The organism is Armatimonadota bacterium (assembly GCA_025059775.1).
Lineage (GTDB): Bacteria > Sysuimicrobiota > Sysuimicrobiia > Sysuimicrobiales > Sysuimicrobiaceae > Sysuimicrobium.
In genome coordinates this window covers 40,826-59,266 of record JANXCW010000008.1, presented here as the reverse complement: position 1 = coordinate 59,266, position 18,441 = coordinate 40,826, and the positions used below count along the sequence as shown (strand labels likewise).

21 protein-coding genes and 1 pseudogene are annotated in these 18,441 nt (G+C 68.1%); 13 read left to right on the top strand and 9 right to left on the bottom strand.

Annotation, left to right across the window (positions count from 1 at the left end; translation table 11 throughout):
- Window positions 1–23 precede the first annotated feature (23 nt).
- From N0A24_07455 to rpmH, 8 genes and pseudogenes are all read right to left on the bottom strand, one after another.
- Complete coding sequence (locus N0A24_07455) at window positions 24–884, bottom strand: ParB/RepB/Spo0J family partition protein (GenBank protein ID MCS7173217.1); 861 nt, start codon at window positions 882–884, stop codon at window positions 24–26.
- Window positions 877–1,659, bottom strand: coding sequence for a ParA family protein (locus tag N0A24_07450; protein ID MCS7173216.1), 783 nt, complete (start codon window positions 1,657–1,659; stop codon window positions 877–879). The genes N0A24_07455 and N0A24_07450 overlap by 8 nt, the downstream gene beginning before the upstream one ends.
- Complete coding sequence (gene rsmG, locus N0A24_07445) at window positions 1,644–2,270, bottom strand: 16S rRNA (guanine(527)-N(7))-methyltransferase RsmG (protein MCS7173215.1); 627 nt, start codon at window positions 2,268–2,270, stop codon at window positions 1,644–1,646. Before rsmG ends, N0A24_07450 begins: the two co-directional genes overlap by 16 nt.
- A complete protein-coding gene (locus N0A24_07440) occupies window positions 2,260–2,946 on the bottom strand; it encodes a protein jag (GenBank protein MCS7173214.1) in 687 nt (228 codons plus the stop codon). Before N0A24_07440 ends, rsmG begins: the two co-directional genes overlap by 11 nt.
- Complete coding sequence (locus tag N0A24_07435) at window positions 2,943–3,698, bottom strand: YidC/Oxa1 family membrane protein insertase (protein MCS7173213.1); 756 nt, start codon at window positions 3,696–3,698, stop codon at window positions 2,943–2,945. The genes N0A24_07440 and N0A24_07435 overlap by 4 nt, the downstream gene beginning before the upstream one ends.
- A 20-nt stretch (window positions 3,699–3,718) precedes the next feature.
- Entirely contained in the window at window positions 3,719–3,940 is a 222-nt protein-coding gene (gene yidD / locus N0A24_07430; GenBank protein ID MCS7173212.1) for a membrane protein insertion efficiency factor YidD, read from the bottom strand.
- Window positions 3,925–4,260, bottom strand: a pseudogene (gene rnpA, locus N0A24_07425) (ribonuclease P protein component). Before rnpA ends, yidD begins: the two are co-directional and overlap by 16 nt.
- 47 nt (window positions 4,261–4,307) lie before the next feature.
- Window positions 4,308–4,442 (bottom strand): 50S ribosomal protein L34, encoded by a 135-nt coding sequence (gene rpmH / locus N0A24_07420; GenBank protein ID MCS7173211.1) that lies wholly within the window; start codon window positions 4,440–4,442, stop codon window positions 4,308–4,310.
- Window positions 4,443–4,881: 439 nt separating this feature from the next.
- Here rpmH and N0A24_07415 point away from each other — a divergent pair, with 439 nt between their 5' ends.
- From N0A24_07415 to N0A24_07360, 12 genes are all read left to right on the top strand, one after another.
- On the top strand, window positions 4,882–5,700 hold the full coding sequence (locus N0A24_07415) for an ATP-binding protein (GenBank protein MCS7173210.1): 819 nt from the start codon (window positions 4,882–4,884) through the stop codon (window positions 5,698–5,700).
- The gene (gene dnaA, locus N0A24_07410; GenBank protein ID MCS7173209.1) at window positions 5,697–7,061 is read left to right on the top strand and encodes a chromosomal replication initiator protein DnaA; all 1,365 of its coding nucleotides are present in this window, start codon (window positions 5,697–5,699) and stop codon (window positions 7,059–7,061) included. Before N0A24_07415 ends, dnaA begins: the two co-directional genes overlap by 4 nt.
- A 211-nt stretch (window positions 7,062–7,272) precedes the next feature.
- Window positions 7,273–8,379 (top strand): DNA polymerase III subunit beta, encoded by a 1,107-nt coding sequence (dnaN, locus tag N0A24_07405; protein MCS7173208.1) that lies wholly within the window; start codon window positions 7,273–7,275, stop codon window positions 8,377–8,379.
- A gap of 1 nt (window position 8,380) precedes the next feature.
- Window positions 8,381–8,623: an RNA-binding S4 domain-containing protein gene (locus N0A24_07400; protein ID MCS7173207.1), complete on the top strand. Its 243-nt coding sequence runs from the start codon at window positions 8,381–8,383 to the stop codon at window positions 8,621–8,623.
- Window positions 8,595–9,650: a DNA replication/repair protein RecF gene (locus N0A24_07395; GenBank protein ID MCS7173206.1), complete on the top strand. Its 1,056-nt coding sequence runs from the start codon at window positions 8,595–8,597 to the stop codon at window positions 9,648–9,650. The genes N0A24_07400 and N0A24_07395 overlap by 29 nt, the downstream gene beginning before the upstream one ends.
- The gene (locus N0A24_07390; GenBank protein MCS7173205.1) at window positions 9,647–9,940 is read left to right on the top strand and encodes a DUF721 domain-containing protein; all 294 of its coding nucleotides are present in this window, start codon (window positions 9,647–9,649) and stop codon (window positions 9,938–9,940) included. The genes N0A24_07395 and N0A24_07390 overlap by 4 nt, the downstream gene beginning before the upstream one ends.
- A 39-nt stretch (window positions 9,941–9,979) precedes the next feature.
- Complete coding sequence (locus N0A24_07385; protein MCS7173204.1) at window positions 9,980–10,222, top strand: DUF370 domain-containing protein; 243 nt, start codon at window positions 9,980–9,982, stop codon at window positions 10,220–10,222.
- 137 nt (window positions 10,223–10,359) lie between these two features.
- Window positions 10,360–12,255, top strand: coding sequence for a DNA topoisomerase (ATP-hydrolyzing) subunit B (gene gyrB / locus N0A24_07380; protein MCS7173203.1), 1,896 nt, complete (start codon window positions 10,360–10,362; stop codon window positions 12,253–12,255).
- Window positions 12,256–12,269: 14 nt separating this feature from the next.
- A complete protein-coding gene (gene gyrA, locus N0A24_07375) occupies window positions 12,270–14,699 on the top strand; it encodes a DNA gyrase subunit A (protein MCS7173202.1) in 2,430 nt (809 codons plus the stop codon).
- 114 nt (window positions 14,700–14,813) lie between these two features.
- Window positions 14,814–15,101 (top strand): HU family DNA-binding protein, encoded by a 288-nt coding sequence (locus tag N0A24_07370; GenBank protein MCS7173201.1) that lies wholly within the window; start codon window positions 14,814–14,816, stop codon window positions 15,099–15,101.
- A gap of 117 nt (window positions 15,102–15,218) precedes the next feature.
- Window positions 15,219–15,674 carry a DinB family protein gene (locus tag N0A24_07365; GenBank protein ID MCS7173200.1) on the top strand — a complete coding sequence of 152 codons (456 nt, stop codon included), beginning with the start codon at window positions 15,219–15,221 and terminating at the stop codon, window positions 15,672–15,674.
- Between the two features lie 69 nt (window positions 15,675–15,743).
- On the top strand, window positions 15,744–16,001 hold the full coding sequence (locus N0A24_07360) for a hypothetical protein (GenBank protein ID MCS7173199.1): 258 nt from the start codon (window positions 15,744–15,746) through the stop codon (window positions 15,999–16,001).
- A 3-nt stretch (window positions 16,002–16,004) separates the two neighbouring features.
- Here N0A24_07360 and N0A24_07355 read toward each other — a convergent pair whose 3' ends face one another.
- Entirely contained in the window at window positions 16,005–17,246 is a 1,242-nt protein-coding gene (locus N0A24_07355; GenBank protein MCS7173198.1) for an FAD-binding oxidoreductase, read from the bottom strand.
- Window positions 17,247–17,340: 94 nt separating this feature from the next.
- Between N0A24_07355 and N0A24_07350 the strand changes: the two genes are divergently transcribed.
- Window positions 17,341–18,318: a site-specific DNA-methyltransferase gene (locus tag N0A24_07350; protein ID MCS7173197.1), complete on the top strand. Its 978-nt coding sequence runs from the start codon at window positions 17,341–17,343 to the stop codon at window positions 18,316–18,318.
- Window positions 18,319–18,441: the final 123 nt, after the last annotated feature.

The window sequence follows — 18,441 nt, the reverse complement described above, 5'->3', positions numbered from 1 at the left end:
CAAGATATTTCTCGAGAAATACCCTAGGCAGGACCGCCCAGGAGGAGGTCGCAGAGCCGGGCCAGATCCTCTTCCGAGTAGAACTCCATCTCCAGGACCCCCTTGCGCCGCCCCCGCCGGATCCGTACCTGGGTTTGGAACTTCTCCCGCAAGGCCTCCAGCACCGCCTCCACATCGGGGTCCATCCGGCGGGAGCCCTGGGGTCTGGGCCGCTTATGGCCTTCCAGGGCGATGCGCTCCTCCAGGGCCCGAACCGATAACCCCTGCTCCAGCGCGGCCCGCCACAGCCGCTTCCGGACGGCCGGGTCCTCCACGGTGAGGAGCAGCCGGCCGTGGGCCTCCGATAGTCGACCTTCCTCGAGGCTGCGGAGGATGGGCTCGGGCAGGGTGAGCAGGCGCAGGGCATTCGCCACCGCGGGCTGGCTCAGGCCCACCGCCTCCGCCACCTGCCGCTGGGTGAGCCCGAACTCGTTCAGCAAGCGGTGGAAGGCCCGGGCCCGCTCCACGGGGTTCAGGTCCTCCCGCTGGAGGTTCTCCACCAGGGCTACCTGAAGGGCCTGGGCGTCCGAGAGGGGGCGCACCAGGGCCGGGATCCGCTCCAGGCCCGCCAGAACCGCAGCCCGCCACCGCCGCTCCCCGGCCACCAGCTCGTACTCCCCTCCCACAGGCCGCACCAGGACGGGCTGCAGGACCCCGTGCGTCCGGATGGAGGCCACGAGCTCCTCCAGGGATTCCGGGGAGATCTCCTGACGGGGCTGGACCCGGCTGGGTCGGATCCGTTCCAGGGGCAGGAGCTCCACGGGTTCCCCGCGCGCTACCCCTCCGGCCCCCGGGATAAGGGCCCCCAGTCCTTTTCCGAGCCCCCTTCTCTGCCGCTCACCCATCCTTGCCCTCCCCCCACAGCCGCTCCGCCACCTCCTCCGCCAGAGCGTCGTAGGCGGCCGCGCCCCGGGAGTGGGGATCGTACAGGAAGATGGGTTGCCCATGGCTGGGAGCCTCCGCGAGCCGCACGGTGCGCGGGATCACGGTCCGGAAAACCTCCCCCCCGAAGAAGGCCCGCACCTCCCGGGCCACCTGCTCGCTGAGCTTGGTGCGCGGATCGTACATGGTGAGCACTACCCCTCCCACGCGGAGCTGCGGATTCAGGGACTCCCGGACGAGTTCCAGGGTGCGCAGGAGCAGGGAGAGGCCCTCGAGGGCGTAGTACTCGCACTGGATGGGCAAGAGGGCTTGGTCCGCGGCCACCAGGGCGTTGAGGGTCAGCAGCCCCAGGGACGGGGGACAATCCACCGCCACGAGATCGTAGCGGTCCCGTAGGCCCTCCAGGGCCTCCCGGAGCCTCCCCTCCCGGTCCACCTCCGTGGCGAGCTCCACCTCCGCGCCCGCGAGCTCCACGGTGCTGGGGGCCACCTCCAGGCCGTCCACCGCGGTGGGGAGCAGCACGGCCCGGAGGGGAAGGCGCCGGAGGAGGACGTCGTATACGGAGGACCGGAGCCCCTCCTTGGGGATCCCGAGGCCGCTTGTAGCGTTGCCCTGGGGATCCAGGTCCACCAGCAGGACCCTGCGTCCCCTGCGAGCCAGGGCCGCGGAGAGGTTGAGGGCCGTGGTGGATTTCCCCACCCCGCCTTTCTGGTTCACCACCGCTAAGACGGCCGCCATGATTTCTCGGGAAATACCACGGCCCGCCGGATCCTTCCCGGGGCCCAGGGGATCTCCCGCTCTACCACCTCTCCTCCCTTCGGGGTTTCCGCCTCCGGCCCCAGGGGGATGAAAATCCGTCCATCCGGTCGCACGAGGCCCTGCGCGAGTTCCCGGACCGCGAGGGGGGGAGCCACGGCCCGGGCCACCACGAGGTGGTATCGAAGGTGGTGTTCGGGCATCTGGGCCGCCTCCTCCGCCCTCCGGGCCACCACCTCCACCCGGGGTACCTGGAGTTCCAGGACCGCCCGCTCCAGGAATGCGGCCCGCCTCTGTCGGGGTTCGAGTAGGACTAACCGGAGATCGGGCCTGGCGATGGCCCACACGAGGCCCGGAAACCCAGCCCCGCTGCCCACATCCGCCACCCACGATTCACGAGGGGGATCGGCCATGACGAGGAGGAGCAGGCTATCGAGCAGGTGCCGCTTCATCAGTTCCTCCCGGGACGCGGGAGCCACTAGGTCCACCCGCACGTTCCAGGCCATTACGAGATCCAGGTGTCGCTCCAGGCGGCGGAGCTGCGGCCCGTCCAACGCCAGACCCAGGGCAGCCGCGGCTTCCTCAAGCGTCATGCGGCGTGGTCCGCGGTCTGCGGATCGGCCGCCTTCCCCGCGGCCGGGACCGCTTCCGGGGTTCCACCACCACGTGGCGGTCCTTACCCTCCCCCTCGCTGTGGGTGGTCACCTCAGGGTGGGAGGCCAGGGCCGTGTGCACGATCCGCCGCTCTTTGGGATCCATGGGCGGGAGGTGGACAGCCCGGCCCTCCCGCACTGCCCGCTGGGCAGCCCGCTGCGCCATGGCCACCAGGGAGGCCCGGCGGCGCTCCCGGTACCCCGCCGCGTCCACCTCCACGGGTACCGCCCGTCCCACCGCACGGTGCACCAGGAGCGACAGCACCGCCTCAAAGGCCTGCAAGCCCCTCCCGTGGCGCCCGATGAGGGCCGCGAGGTCCTCCCCCTCTACCTCCACCGCCACTCCTTGCTCCAACTGCCGCGCCCGCACCGTGCCCTGCAGCCCCATATGTCGCAGGAGGGTCTGGGCGATCTCCGCGGCCCGATCCGCCTCCGGGGCCGTGGTGCCCTTCGGCACCACCCGAACCCTCGCCTCCCTCCCTCCGAACCCCAGGAACCCCCTGGAGCCCTCATCCAGGACCTCGATCTCCGCCTCCTCCCGGGAAAGCCCGGACATGCGCAGTGCGGCTTCGATGGCCTCCTCCACGGTACGACCGGATCCGATGAACTCCCTCACGTTCCCCTGACCTCCGCTTCCGCGCTCTTCCGCCTCCGGCGACCACCGGCCGGGGCCTCCCCCTGCGGTCTTTTTTGGGACTTCGGAAGCCCCACCACGGACAGGTATTCGGCCACGTACGCCACCGTGGACACGAACCAGTACAGGGACAGTCCCACCGGGAAGTTCAAGCTGAAGTAGCCGATGAGGAACGGCATGAACAGGAACATGCGGGATTGCTGGGGATCTGTCACGGAAACCCGCTGCTGGAAGTAGGTGCTGGCGCCGATGAGCACGGGCACGAGGGCGTAGGCCACCGCCGCGGCGATCCCGTATTTCCCGGGATCCGCCAGCACGGTGATGGGGTGTACCAGGAGATCCCAGGGCCCAAAGGGGACGGTCTTGAGGACCTCCCCGGTGCGGGAGACGAAGTGAGCGGGAGTGCTGAGCACCTGATACAGGGCGAACAGCACGGGCATCTGCAGGAGCATGGGCAGACACCCTCCGAAGGGGTTCACCCCATGGGCCCGGTACAGGTCCATCATCTCCCGGTTGAGCCGCTGGGGATCGTCTCGGTACTTCCGCTGGAGGGCCTGGATGTGGGGCTGGAGCTTCTGCATCTCCTTCATGGAGCGCAGCTGCTTCCGGGTAAGGGGGTGGAGGACCAGTTTCACCGCGAGGGTGAGGAGGATGATGGCCCATCCGTAAGAGCCCGTGATCCCGTAGAAGAACTGAAGGGCATGATTGAGCTGTGCCACGAGCCATCCGAACACCGTTCTCCTCCTGCCCGGTGCTAGGGCACGGGATCGTATCCCCCAGGATGGAAGGGGTGGCAGCGACTCAGGCGGCGCAGGGCGAGCCAGGTCCCCCGGAGGGGACCGTGGGCCTGGATGGCCTGTGCCGCGTACTCCGAGCACGAGGGCACAAACCGGCACGTGCGGGGCAGGAGGGGCGAGATCAGGCGCTGGTAGGCCCGGATCCCGAGGACCAGCAGCTTCCCTACGAGCCGCACCACGTGCCCTCCCGGAGCCCCGTCCCTGTCAGGGCGCCGCTGGCATCCAACAGCCCCACCAGCTCCGCGCGCAGCCCCTCCCAACTGGCCTGGGCTGCCTGGCTGCGGGCCACTACCACCACTTCCTGGTCGGGCCGCAGGGGCAAGAGCCTCAGGATCTCCCGGATCCTGCGTCGGATCCGGTTGCGCACGACCGCCTTTCCGAGTTTGCGTCCCACGGAAATTCCCACCCGTGTGGGCCCGGGCCGCACCCGGCGGTAGACCACCACCAGGATCCCTCCGTGCCGCTCCCCTTCCATGTACACCGCCTGGAACTCCTGCCGGGTCCGGAGAGTAGGCCAGGGGCTCCGCCGCCCGCAAGGAGGGGTCCTTACGCGGTCAGCCGCTTGCGCCCCTTCTGCCGCCTGCGCTTGAGGACGTTCCGGCCCCCGGGCGTGCGCATCCGTACCAGGAACCCGTGGGTCCGCTTGCGCTTCCGACGCTTTGGCTGGTACGTCCGCTTCAAGGATACCCTCCTGGTCCTGCGTCATGCCTCCCCTCACCCCACGCGAGCCCCGCCTAGTATAGCATCCCCGGACTCCCCGGTCTGTGGACAGCCTGTGGACAAACCAGCAGTTTTCCACAACTTTTCGGGGCGCCCGGACCCCGTGGCTTGGGCCAGACGGATCCCACCCCCGCTCCCCAACCGCCTCGGGAGCGGGGAGGCGGGCCGGTGGGAGGAGGATTATCAACAGGTTTTTCACGGGTTGTGGATAACTTCCGGCAGGCGCGATACCATTACGGTCACGGGCGGTGGTGGGGGAAGGGAAGGCCTCGTTTTCGGGTCGGCCTGGCGTGGTTTTCGAGGCCTTTTTGAGAGCCTTCCCCAACAAGGGAAGAATCCCGGTGGAAAGGGGCGAAAGGGAGCTGCGGGGAGGTCGAGGAGGAGGAATCGGCCAGGGGTCGTGCAATTGATCCCTCTCGCCATCGGGGTGAGTGGAATGTCGCTGCGGGAGTTGCTGGACCAGATCATCCGGGAGCAGGAGGGGAGGGCAGAGCCCGAGGGGACTCCGGAGGTGCGCCTTGCCATCTACGACTCCCCCCTCGCGGAGCCCCGGGTGATCTCCCTCTCCAGCGACGACTTCCACGAACTCGTGGGGAAGCTGGCCGCGGCCACCTACGAGCACGCGCAGCGGCGGGGCAGCCGCATCCCCTTCGTGGTGATCCGGGAGATCGTGGAGAACCTGATCCACGCGCACTTCAAGAACGCGGTGATCACCATCAGCGAGGACGGAAACACCATCCGGATCTCGGACCAGGGCCCGGGCATTCGGGACAAGGAGAAGGCCATGCAGCCCGGGTTTACCACGGCCACGGCCACCATGCGGAAGTACATCCGGGGGGTGGGAAGCGGGCTCCCCATCGCCCGGGAGCAGTTGAGCTTCCTGGGCGGAATGATCTCCATCGAGGACAACCTCAACGGCGGGACGGTGGTGACCCTTCAGATGAACCCCCCCCGGCCCGCTCCTCGGCCTGGGGAGCGGGCCGAGCCCCGGCTCACGGAGCGGCAGGGGCGGGTGCTGTTGCTGGTGGCGGAGTTCGGTAGCGCCGGACCCACCACCGTGGCCCGGGAGCTGGATATCAGCCTGAGCACCGCGTACCGGGAACTCGCGGCCCTCGAGGAGATGGGGCTCGTCCAATCGCACGCGGGCGGCCGGCGCACCCTCACGGAGGAGGGCGTCCGGTACCTCGATAAGGTCTTCAAAGCCGGAGGAGGAGCATGAAGGCGAGGGAGGACCACGCGCGCCATCTCTGGCAGGAGGCCCTCGGACGGCTCCAGGAACGGATCGCGCGGCCGGGGCCCGGCCTGGAGTTGTTCCTCAAGAGCGCCAAGCCCCTGAGCCTGGAGGAGGACGCCCTCCTGCTAGGGGTGCCCAACCTCCTCGCCAAACAGTGGGTGGAGGAGCGCTACCAGCCCCTGCTGGAGGAGGAGCTCTCCCGCCTGGTGGGCCGCCGCCTGGGGCTCCGCTTGGTGATCACGGAGGACGGCCCAACTGAGGAACCCCGGCCCACAGCCTCCCCCCGGGCCCGGTTTGAGGGCATGCCCCTCTCCCCCCGCTACACCTTCGAGACCTTTGTGGTGGGAAGTGGAAACCGGTTCGCCCACGCGGCGGCCCTGGCTGTGGCGGAGGCGCCCGCCCGGGCCTACAATCCCCTGTTCATCTACGGGGGCGTGGGACTCGGCAAGACCCACCTCCTCCAGGCCATCGCCCATCACCTCCTCCGCAGCGGCCGGGAGATCCGGGTGTTCTACTGCACGGGCGAAAAGTTCACCAACGAGGTCATCAGCGCCATCCAGGGCGGCCGGACGGAGGACCTCCGTCGCCGCTACCGGAGCGTGGACGTCCTGCTCATCGACGACATCCAGTTCATCGCAGGCAAGCCCAGCACCCAGGAGGAGTTCTTCCACACCTTCAACGCCCTGCACGAGGCAGGCAAGCAGATCATCCTCACCTCGGACCGACCGCCAAAGGACATCCACACCCTGGAGGAGCGGCTCCGGAGCCGGTTCAGCTGGGGGCTCATCGCGGATGTGCAGCCCCCCGACTACGAGACCCGGGTGGCCATTCTCCGCAAGAAGGCGGAGCTGGAGCGGATGAGCGTCCCGGACGAGGTAACGGAGTTCATCGCGCAGCACTTTACCTCCAACATCCGGGAGCTGGAAGGCGCCCTGGTGCGGGTGGTGGCCTACGCCACCCTCACCCGGGTGCCCGTCACCCTGCAGCTTGCCCGGGAGGTCCTCCGGGACATCCTTCCGGACGACCGCCCCCAGCCCATTACCATCGAGGCCATCCAGCGGGTGGTGGCGGAGCAGTTCGGCATTCGATTCGAGGACATGAAGGCACGGCGGCGTACCAAGGGCGTCGCCTTCCCGCGGCAGCTGGCCATGTACCTTGCCCGGGAGCTCACAGACTCCTCCCTCCCCCGCATCGGAGAGGAGTTCGGGGGCCGGGATCACACCACCGTGCTCCATGCATGCGAGCGCGTGCGGGAAGAGCTGCGCAAGGATCCCTACCTGGCCGCTCAAGTAGACCGGATCGTGCAGCAGCTGCGCAATTCCCCAAAACCTGTGCACAAGCTGTGAGCCGCTCCTGGGTTGTCCACACGCCTCCTCTCCGGCCGCCCCGTGCGCTCCCTCTGTCCACGGGCAGTACCTTCCGAAGTCCACATCCTGTGCCCCTTCTGGGGCTGCGTCGTACAATGGTTTCGGCGCTTTTCCCCGTTCTCCACAGGGCCGACGACGATGACGACAAAATCTTTTGAACTTCCAGCTTGAGCCCGGAGGAACGAGAACCATGAGGGTTTCGTGCGAGCAGGGAGTTCTTGAGCAGGGCGTGCACCTCGTCCAGAGGGCGGTGAGCACCCGCACCACCCTGCCCATCCTTTCCTATCTGCTGTTCGAGGCTACGGACGCGCAGCTGGAGATCTCGGCCACGGATCTGGAGATCGCCATGCGCACCGCCTTGCCCGCCCACGTGGACCGACCGGGCAGCGTGGCGTTGCCCGCGCGCTTGGTGGGGGAGATCGTGGGAGCTCTACCCCCCTCGACGGTGGAGCTGGAGGTGCCCGAGGGATCCACCACCGGGTACATCCGGTGCGGACGAGGGGCGTTCGAGCTCTTGGGCCTTCCGGCCTCGGACTTCCCCCGGGGTCCGCAGGAGGAGGCAAAGCCCATCTGCTCCATCCAGGCCCCACTGCTCAGGACCCTCATCCGGTCCACCCTCTTTGCGGCCAGCACGGACGAGACCCGGCCCTTCCTCACGGGGGTGTACGTGGTGACGAGTGGACGGGAGATCCGGGCGGTGGCCACGGATGGGGGCCGGTTGAGCCTGCGGAGAGCCCGATTGAGCTCGGAAGCCGGGGAGATGAGCGCCATTGTGCCCGCCCGGGCCATGCGGGAGCTGGATCGGGCCTTGGGGGGCTTGGAGGAGGAGGTGGAGATCGCCCTGGGTGCTGGACAGGTGGTGGTGACCCTGCCGAACGTGCGGCTCACCTCCCGGCTCATCGCGGGGAACTTTCCTCAGTACGAGCAGGTGATCCCCCGGGAGTGGAAGCTGCGGGTGCAGGTGGGGACGGAAGCGCTGCGGGCCGCGGTGCGGCGGGTAGCCATCACCGCGCGGGATTCCGCGAGCGTGGTGCGGTTCCGGGCCGGGGAGGGAGTCCTGCGGCTGGAGTCCAACACCCCGGAGGTGGGCTCCGCCTACGAGGAGCTGGAGGTGGCGCTGGAGGGCGAGCCCATGGAGGTGGCCTTCAACGCCCGTTACCTCCTCGATGCCCTGGCCGTCATAGAGACCGGAGAGATGGTGCTGGAGCTTACAGGTCCCCTCTCCCCAGGGGCCTTACGCCCCGCGGGAAGCGAGGACTACGTCTACGTCCTGGCTCCGGTTCGGGTGTACGGGTAGGATGCAGGAGGTGCCGATTCGAACCCCCACCATTGCCCTCGGAGCCTTCCTGAAGTGGGCCCATGTGGTGCGCAGCGGGGGGGAGGCAAAGTACTGGATCCAGGCCGGGTGGGTCCGGGTGAACGGTCAAGTGGAACGGCGGCGGGGAAGGGTACTCCGTCCGGGGGACGTGGTGGAGGTAGGGGGAAGGGTCCTGGTGGTGCGGGCGGGCGGGAATGCTGGTGCGCACGCTTTTTCTCCTTGAATTCCGGAACTACGCCCGCGCAGAACTGGCGTTCGCGCCCGGGCTCAACCTCCTGGTAGGCCCGAACGGCGCGGGCAAGACCAACGTGCTGGAAGCCATCGACCTCGTGGTGACGGGCCGCAGCCATAGGGCCGTGCGGGAGGCGGACGCTATCCGGTTCGGCGCACCCTGGGCCCTGGTGCGGGCCACCTTGGAGCGACGGCATGGGATCCACACCGTAGAAGTACGGCTGGAGCGGACGGGGCTGAAGACCATCCGGGTGCAGGGAAACCGGGTGCACCGGGGGGATCTTTTGGGTCGCGCGGTCCGGGTTCTCGCTGGGCCAGAGGACGCGGGGGTGGTACACGGGCCCTCCGTGTACCGGAGACGGTTGCTGGACGGGCTTCTCTGCCAGCTGAGCCCCTCCTACTACCACAACCTCTTGCGGTACACCCGGGTGGTGCAACAGCGCAACCGCCTCCTGCGGGCCCAGGCCCCTCCGCACCTGCTGGAGGTGTGGGACGAGCAGCTGGTGGAAGTAGGGTGTGCCATCACGGAGCGACGGGCGGAGCTGGTGAGCCGTCTGGAGCCCATTGTCCACGAGGTGGGAGGGCCTATGGCGGGGGGGGTGCTCCGGGTGGTGTATCGGCCTTCGTGGGAACTGGGGGAAGACCTTCCGGAGAGAGCCCGGGCGATGCTGTTCCGTCAGCGCCGGGAGGAGTACCGCAGGGGCATGACCCTCTCGGGGCCGCACCGGGACGAGCTGGAGATCACCCTCGATGGGGTTCCCCTGCGGGCATACGGATCCAGGGGACAGCAGCGGGCCGCGGTCCTGAGCCTGCGGCTTGCGGAGCGGGAGGTGGTGCGGCAGGAGACGGGAGAGGACCCGGTGATGCTCCTGGACGATGCCGGGGCGGAGCTGGACGCGCGGCGGACCCAGGAGCTCCTGCGGCTGCTGTCCGAGGGTCCGCAGGCCATCTTCACCGCCACAGACCGCTCCCACCTGCCTGCCCGGGAGGTGCACGTGCTGGAGCTGGGGGCGCGATGAAGGGCCCGGTGCGTCTGGGGGAGCTCCTGCGTACCTGCGCGGCGCGGCTGGGGGTGATGGGTGCGCTGGAGGAGGCGGAGGTCCTAGCCGCATGGCAGGCTCTGTATGGAACAGAGCGGGATGTCCGGGCGGAGGCCTTCCGGGCCGGAACCCTCATTCTCTCGGCCCGGAACGCGGCCGCGGCGCAGGAGGCGAGCCTCCGGCGGGCCGCCTTCCAGGCGGAGCTGAACCGGCGGCTGGGCCGGGCCCTCGTCCGAACCATCCGGGTGGTCCAGGGAACCCGGAACTGAGCAGCCGCGTGGTTCCTGGATCAGGAGGGGAAATTCCTCATGTACCTGCACCTGGGTGGTGACCTCGTGGTGCCCTTCCGGGAGATCGTGGGCATTCTGGATCTTCGGTGCATCCAGGCCTCGGAAGCCAACCAGGCCTTCCTACGGCGGACCGCGGAGGCAGGCCGGCTCTTCGGGACCGACCTCAGCCGCGCCCGGGCCCTGGTGGTGACCGTAAGAGGGGTGTACGCCAGTTCCGTCTCCCCGAAGACCTTGGCCCGGAGGGCCCAGACGGGCTGGTGAAGGCGGGACTCTTAGCCGGAAACCCGCTTCCCAAAAGGCTTTGGGCCGTTGACGGCCTTCCGCCTTTCCAGTATCCTTTCATCTGTTAATGTGCTTTCTCAAGCCCAGCACGCACGGGGAGTCGGAGGCAAAAAGGGATGTCCGAGCACACATACGGCGTACACCAGATCGAGGTTCTCGAGGGACTGGAGGCGGTCCGGCGGCGGCCGGGGATGTACATCGGGAGTACCGGGAGCCGCGGCCTGCACCACCTTCTCTGGGAGGTGGTGGACAACAGCGTGGACGAGGCCCTAGCGGGTCGGTGTACCCGGATCGAGGTGGTGCTGCATCAGGACGGGAGCGCCACCGTGGTGGACGATGGGAGTGGGATCCCCGTGGAGGTCCATCCGCAGACCGGGAGGAGCACGGTGGAGACCGTACTGACCATGCTCCACGCGGGCGCCAAGTTCGGCAGCGGGGCCTACAAGGTCTCCGGCGGGCTGCACGGGGTGGGGGTGTCCGTGGTCAATGCCCTCTCGGAGTGGCTGGAGGTGGAGGTCCGGCGGGGGGGGAAGCGCTGGCGGCAGCGATATGCTCGAGGAAAGCCCACCACGCCCCTTGAGACGGTGGGAGAAGCCCAGGACACGGGTACCCGGGTACGCTTCAAGCCCGACCCGCAGATCTTCGTGGAGAGGGAGTTCCAGTACGAGCTGGTGCGGCAGCGGCTAGAGGAGCTGGCCTATCTCAACGCGGGGCTGCGACTCAGCCTCCTGGACGAGCGCACGGGCAAGCGGGAGGAGTTCCGGTATGAGGGGGGGATCGCGGAGCTCGTGCGATCCCTGAACCGACACCGAAAGGTCCTCAACGATCCGCCCTTCTACTTCCGGCGGGAGCGGGACCGGGTGGAGGTGGAGGTGGCCATCCAGTACAACGAGGGGTACGTGGAGCACGTGCTCTCCTTCGTGAACACCATTCCCACCACGGAGGGCGGCACGCACCTGGCAGGCTTCCGGGCGGCCCTCACCCGGGTCGCGAACGATTACGCCCGGCGGGCCGGAATGCTGAAGGAGGGGGAGGATTCCCTGGTAGGGGAGGACGTGCGGGAGGGGCTGAGCGCGGTCCTCAGCCTGAAGATGCCCGACCCCCAGTTCGAGGGGCAGACCAAGACGAAGCTGGGCAACACGGAGGTCAAGGGCATCGTGGAGTCGCTGCTGGGGGAGGCGTGGGCGGATTACCTCGAGACCCATCCTCCGGAGGCCCGGCGCATCCTGGCGAAGGCCATCCAGGCCATGAGGGCCCGGGAGGCGGCCCGGCAGGCCCGGGAACTGGTGCGCCGCAAGAGTGCTTTGGAAGTGAGCACCCTTCCCGGGAAGCTGGCGGACTGCGTGGAGCGGGATCCCCTGCGGGCGGAGCTCTTCATCGTAGAAGGCGATTCCGCCGGGGGCTCGGCCAAGCAGGGTCGGGACCGGAGGTTCCAGGCCATCCTGCCCATCCAGGGCAAGATCCTCAACGTGGAGAAGGCACGCCTGGATAAGATGCTGAACCACGAGGAGATCCGGGCCATCATCACGGCCCTGGGGACCGGGATCGGTGCGGACTTCGACCTCAACAAGCGGCGGTACGACCGGGTGATCCTGATGACGGACGCGGATGTGGACGGTGCCCACATCCGCACCCTGCTGCTGACCTTTCTCTACCGGTACATGCGGCCCCTCATCGAGCACGGGAAGGTGTACGTGGCCGTACCGCCCCTCTATCTGGTGCGCAACGCCCGGGAGAAGCGGTATGCGTACTCCGACGAGGAGCTGGCCGCCATCCTCAAGGAGTGGAAAGGACCGGTGGAGGTGCAGCGCTATAAGGGGCTGGGGGAGATGAACCCGGAGCAGCTGTGGGAGACCACCATGGATCCCCGTACCCGCACCCTCATCCGGGTGGAGATCGAGGATGCAGAGGAGGCGGATCGCATCTTCCGCATCCTCATGGGGGAGGCGGTGGAACCCCGGCGGCAGTTCATCGTGCGCTACGCCCGGGAAGTACGGAACCTGGACATCTGAGGTGAGGGAACGCCATGGCGGTGGACGAGCGGGTCCTGCCCAAACCCGTGGAGCGCGAGATGCAGGAGGCGTACCTGGACTACGCCATGTCCGTCATCGTGTCCCGGGCGCTTCCCGATGTGCGGGACGGCCTCAAGCCCGTGCAGCGTCGGATTCTTGTGGCCATGCACGACCTGGGGCTGGCCCCGAACCGTCCCTACCGGAAGTGCGCGAAGATCTGCGGGGACACCTCCGGCAACTACCACCCGCACGGGGAGGGCGTCATCTACCCCACCCTGGTGCGCATGGCTCAGGAGTGGGTGATGCGCTACCCGCTGGTGGACGGCCAGGGCAACTTCGGGAGCATCGACGACGACCCGCCGGCCCAGATGCGCTACACGGAAGCCCGGCTCACGGCCGTGGCCATGGAAATGCTGGCGGACCTCGACAAGGACACCGTGGACTTCGTCCCCAACTTCGACCAGAGCCGTCAGGAGCCCACGGTCCTGCCCGCCCGCTTTCCCAACCTCCTCGCGAACGGCGCGAGCGGGATCGCGGTGGGCATGGCCACCAACATTCCCCCCCACAACCTCCGGGAGATCTGCGATGCCCTCGTAGCCCTCCTGGAGGATCCCGCGCTTTCCACCGAGGAGCTCATGAAGATCGTGCGGGGGCCGGACTTCCCCACGGGCGGCCTCATCCTGGGTCGGGAGGGGATCCGGGAGGCGTACACCAAGGGCCGGGGCACCATCGTGATGCGGGCCAAGGCCCACATCGAGGAGCTGCGGGGCGGGAGGGCTGCCATCGTGGTCACGGAGCTCCCCTACATGGTGAACAAGGCCGCCCTCATCAGCCGCATCGCGGAGCTGGTGCGGGAGAAGAGGATCCAGGGCATCGGCGATCTCCGGGACGAGTCGGACCGGGAAGGCATCCGGGTGGTGATCGAGCTGCGGCGGGAGGCAAACCCGCAGGTGGTCTTAAATCAACTCTACAAGCACACCCAGATGCAGACGAACTTCGGGGCCATTCTCCTGGTCCTGGTGGGCGGAGTGCCCCGCCAGCTTACCCTGCGGGACTTGCTGTGGCACTACCTGGAGCACCGGCGCAACGTCACCACCCGCCGGGTGCGGTTTGAGCTGGCCCGGGCGGAGGAGCGCGCCCACATCCTGGAGGGGTTGAAGGTGGCCCTGGACCACCTGGACCGGGTGATCGCCCTCATCCGGGCGAGCCGGGACGTCCCCACGGCCCGGGAAGGGCTCATGAAGACCTTCGGGCTCAGCGAGCGGCAGGCGGAGGCCATCCTGGAGATGCGGCTGCAGCGTCTCACGGGCCTGGAACGCAGCAAGGTGGAGGAGGAGTACCGGGAGCTTCTCAAGGCCATTTCCTACTACCAGGACGTGCTGCGGGATCCCCGGAAGGTGGACGCCATCCTCCGGGAGGAGATCCTGGAGATCAAACAGAAGTACGGGGATCCCCGGCGCACGAAGATCACCACCGCGGAGGAGGTGACCCTCGAGGAGGAGGACCTCATCCCCGATACGGAGGTGGTGATTACCCTCACCCGGGACGGGTTCATCAAGCGGGTGCCGCTGGAGACCTATCGGGCCCAGCGCCGAGGTGGCCGGGGGGTGGTGGGTGCCGCGGCCCGGGAAGAGGACTTCGTGGAGCACCTGCTGGTCACCACCAACCACACCTACTTGCTGTTCTTCACCAACCGGGGTAAGGCCTACCGGCTGCGGGCCTTTGATGTGCCGGAGTCAGGACGCACCGCCCGCGGTACAGGGCTCATGAACTTGGTGAGCCTGGGACCCGCGGAGCGGGTCACCGCGGTGATCCCCGTGCGGTCCTTCGAGGACGGGGGATACCTCCTCATGGTGACCAAGCAAGGGTTGGTGAAGAAGACGGGCCTGATGGAGTTCCTGGGGACCCGCCGGACGGGCCTCGTGGCCATCACCCTCAAGCCGGGGGATGAGCTGGTGGCCGTGCGACGCACGGATGGCAGGCGGGAGGTCATCCTGGGAAGCCGGGAAGGGCAGTGCATCCGGTTTCGGGAAGCAGGGGTGCGGGAGATGGGCCGGGCCGCGGCGGGAGTCCTGGGCATCCGGCTACGGCAGGGCGACGAGGTGGTGGGGGCCGCGGTGGTGGGCGAGAAGCCCGAGGTGCTTACGGTGACGGACCAGGGCTATGCCACCCGAACCCGGGTGGAGGAGTACCGCCTGCAGGCCCGGGGCGGGGCTGGCGTCCGGAACGTGCGGGTGGGGCCTAAGAACGGCCGGGTGGTGGCCATTCGGGGGGTAGGTCCAGACGACGAGGTGCTCCTGGCGTCCGAGCAGGGGCAGATCCTCCGGACGTGGGTGCGGGAAATCCGCATGGTGGGCCGGGGCGCCCAGGGGGTGCGGGTGATGCGGCTGGATCCGGGCGACCGGGTGAGCGCGGTGGCGGTGGTGGAGCCGCCGCAGGGATGATTTTTAAAACAGGGATGATTTTTAAAAATCCCCGTGGAGGCTAGAAAGGAGTCGGGACGCGGGTTGTAGAAATTTGCCGGCCGGAAAGCACACCGCAGCGGGAGGAGGGAGGAGATGAACAAGGAGCAGCTTGTGGAGCGCATCGCGCAGGTAGCCGGCCTCAGCAAGAAGGACGCGAACGCAGCTCTGGATGCCGCGCTGGATGCCATCAAGACGGCCCTGAGACGTGGGGAGAAGGTCACCCTGGTGGGCTTCGGCACCTTCCAGGTTCGGGAGCGGCGGGCCCGGGAGGGCCGCAACCCGCAGACCGGGGAGAAGATCCGGATCCCAGCCCGGAAGGTGCCCGCCTTCACCGCCGGCAAGGAGCTGCGGACCGCGGTGGCCGGAGCCCGCCGCCGCTGATCGCGGGGCCGCGCAAGCCGAAGACGCCCGGGGATCCCCCGGGCGTCTTTGTCGTGGAGGGTCTTCTTCTGCCCCCTCCATCCGGTAAACTGGGGAGGAAAGTGTACGGAGGAGGCCATGGGAGAGGCGCAGAGGCTTGGGGCATACCTCGAGGAGGTCCGGGAAGCAGTGCTCCGGACCGCGGCCCCCCTGAGCGAGGACCAGCTGAACCGGAGGCCGCCGGGCCTACTGAACACCCCAGGGATCCTCCTGCGGCATCTTGCGGGGTCGGAGCGGTACTGGATCCACCGGATCGTCGGCGGGGAGGCCTTCCAGCGGGATCGGGAGGCGGAGTTCGCCCTGGACGTTCCGGTGCGCAAGGCAGAGGTGCTGGAGGAGATCCGACGGGTGGCGGAGCGCACCTGCCGGATCCTTCAGGGCCTTCCGGACGCGGCCCTGGAGGAGACCGTGGAGGTCCAGAGGGGAAGCGAGACAGGTATGGCCACGAAGCGGTACGCCATCCTCCACACGATTTCCCACTACAGCTACCATCTGGGACAGCTGCGCATCTACGCCAGGCTCCTGGCCTCCTGAGGCCTGGTCCCACGTCCGTCCGAAGGTCACCGGGGGGAAGGGGCGTCACTCCGGGGACGAGGTGCACGGATGCGGTTGGGGCTAGCCTTTCTATGGATCCTCGCCGCCATCGCGGAGGGGTATCGCCGGATCGCCGGGACGCTTCCTGAGCCGTTCCATGTGGTGGGTCCGTGGTTCGCACTCCTCCTGACCATACTCCCCCTGGTCGGGGCGGCCCGGGAATTCCGGGAGGGCGAGCGGATCGAGGGACTCAAGAGCAGTCTGTGGGCCCTGCTGGGCATCGTGACGCTGCTCTTCGGCCCGGCCTGGCTGCGGTTCGGCGGATAGGCTTCAGCCCCTGCGTGCTAGGCGGGCCGGGAGGAGGACGTGCGGGGAATCGGTGGAACCTGACACGATGAGCTCCGTGATCATGCGGCCCGCGAGGAAGGCGAAGGCGAGCCCCTGCCCCGTGTAGCCGGCTGCCAGCAGGAGACCGGGTTCGTCCGGAACAGGCCCGAGCAGGGGCAGGTGATCCCTGCTGATGCCGAGAGCCCCGCTCCACCGATGTGTGACGGCGACCTCGGGCGGCACCCCGAGATCCCGCAGGTAGGCCTCCAGGGCCTCCTGGATGCGGGGATGCAGCCGGTCCTCCGTCCCCACCTCCTCCTGGGCGTGCAGGCGCCGCAGCCCGCCCAGCACCACGCGGCCGGAGGGGATCTGCCGCCAGTATTCGAGGCCACCGTTCGCGTAGAACAGGTGGGCAAACCGCCGGGGAAAGGGGGCCGTGGCGAGCACCTGGCCGCGTACCGCCCGGATCCACCGGACCCAGGGGGCCTCCAGGTTCTCCGTATAGGCGTCCAGGGCGAGCACCAGCCGCTCCGCCCGAACCGTTCCGGCATGGGTCACTGCCCGCCAGCCCGCCCCTTCCCGCTCGATCCCCACCACGGGGGTACCCTCGAAGATCCGGGCCCCGCGGCGCTCCGCCGCCCCCGCAAGCCCCCGGGTAAACCGGACGGGGTGGATGCCGATATCCCGGGGGTTGAACATCCCGCCTGTGAATCCGGGGCGTCCGAGGCGCCCCGCCACCTCCTCCGCGTCGAGGAGCTGCACCGGAAATCCGTCTAGAGAAAGCAGGGCCGCCTCGCGTGCAAACTCCTCCAGCTCGTGGGAATCAGAAGCTAGGGCCACGCTCCCGCAGGGATCCACCTCCGCCTCGATCCCCTCCTCCGCACACACCTGCACCATGCGCTCTCGGTTCTCCACGGTGAAGGCCCAGAGCGCCCGAGCCTCCGCCCGGCCGAACCGGGCGATGAGGTCCGCGTATCCCGGAGTGGTGCCCTCCTGCACGAACCCTCCGTTGCGGCCGGTAGCGCCACCCGCCACCACGTCCCGCTCCAGCACGCAGCAGTCCACCCCCTCCCGACTCAGCCAGTACGCCACGGAAATCCCCGTAATCCCTCCTCCCACCACCGCCACCTGAACCCGGAGGTCACCCCGGAGGGGCGGTCGGGGCTTGTACGGCGCATCGAGCCACAAGGAGAGCGTGCCGCCTTGGGCGAGGCCGGTGGCGCGGAAGGCGATCAGGTGCGGCACGGGAGGATTGTACCACCGGGGAAGGAGTTTTCGGGCCCCACCGCGAATTCTAGGGAACGTCTGTGCGCTTATGTTGGCCGTCCGGGGAGCTGTCGTGCGCACACCACTCGTCTACCGCCGTGGAACCATCTACGCCCGGTTGTTCACGGGCGATAGCCTGTGGATGTCGGAGCTGCGGGACGAAGAGATAGCCTTGACCGTGACGTCCCCCCCGTACTGGAACGCCGTTGACTACGATCGGCATGCGGAAGACCCGAACCAATGGTACCGTACCCGCTCCTACCGAAGCGGCTACACCGATTATGAGGGGTACTTGAGATGGTTGGGTGCGGCTTTCCGGGAGGTCCTCCGGGTCACCAAGCCTGGGGGGTACCTCTGTGTGGTGATAGGAACCGTGCTCTACAAGGGCCGCTCGTTTCCTGTTCCGTTTGATCTCACCAGCCGTCTTGCGAGATCCGGTTGGGAGTTCGTGCAGGACATCATCTGGCACAAGACCACGGCAGGCGTACGCAGGGCCGGGGTATTCATCCAGAAGCCCTACCCGGGTTACTACCACCCCAACATCATGACGGAGTACATTCTGGTCTTCCGGAAGCCGGGCCCCGCCATCTACCGGGGGAGGACCGGGGAGGAGCGGGAGCAATCCCGGGTGGAGGTCGGGGACGTGTTCGTGCGGGATGTTGCAAACAACGTCTGGCACATCGCGCCGGTCCCGCCGGGTAAGTTGGACCACCCCTGTCCTTTTCCCGAGGAGATCCCCTACCGCTTGATCCAACTGTATTCTTACCCAGGGGATACGGTGCTGGACCCCTTTCTGGGCTCGGGGCAGACGGTGAAAGTGGCCCTGCACCTTGGCCGGAACGCGGTAGGATATGACATTGTCCCCAAGTACGTGGAGTACGCCTACGGCAGGTTGGGTGAACCCCTCCGGGTACGCTCGGGGCAGCTGGTGGTGGAGTTTCGGAGGGTGGGCCTCCGCTCCCCCGTGGGAGAAGGACGGTGGAGGGTCCGGACCGATGCCCAGCTGAAGCCTCTCCTCCCGCATGCCCGTCCGCTGGATTCCCGCCCCTGATCTGCACGGTCGTCTGGTGGCGTTTGTCCGGGTCCTGGGGTTCCGTCACGTTCGGCCGGAGCGGGTGATGTGTGTGCGGGCCTATGGGGCCCGGGCCAACGCCTGGGCCCGCATCTGGGGACT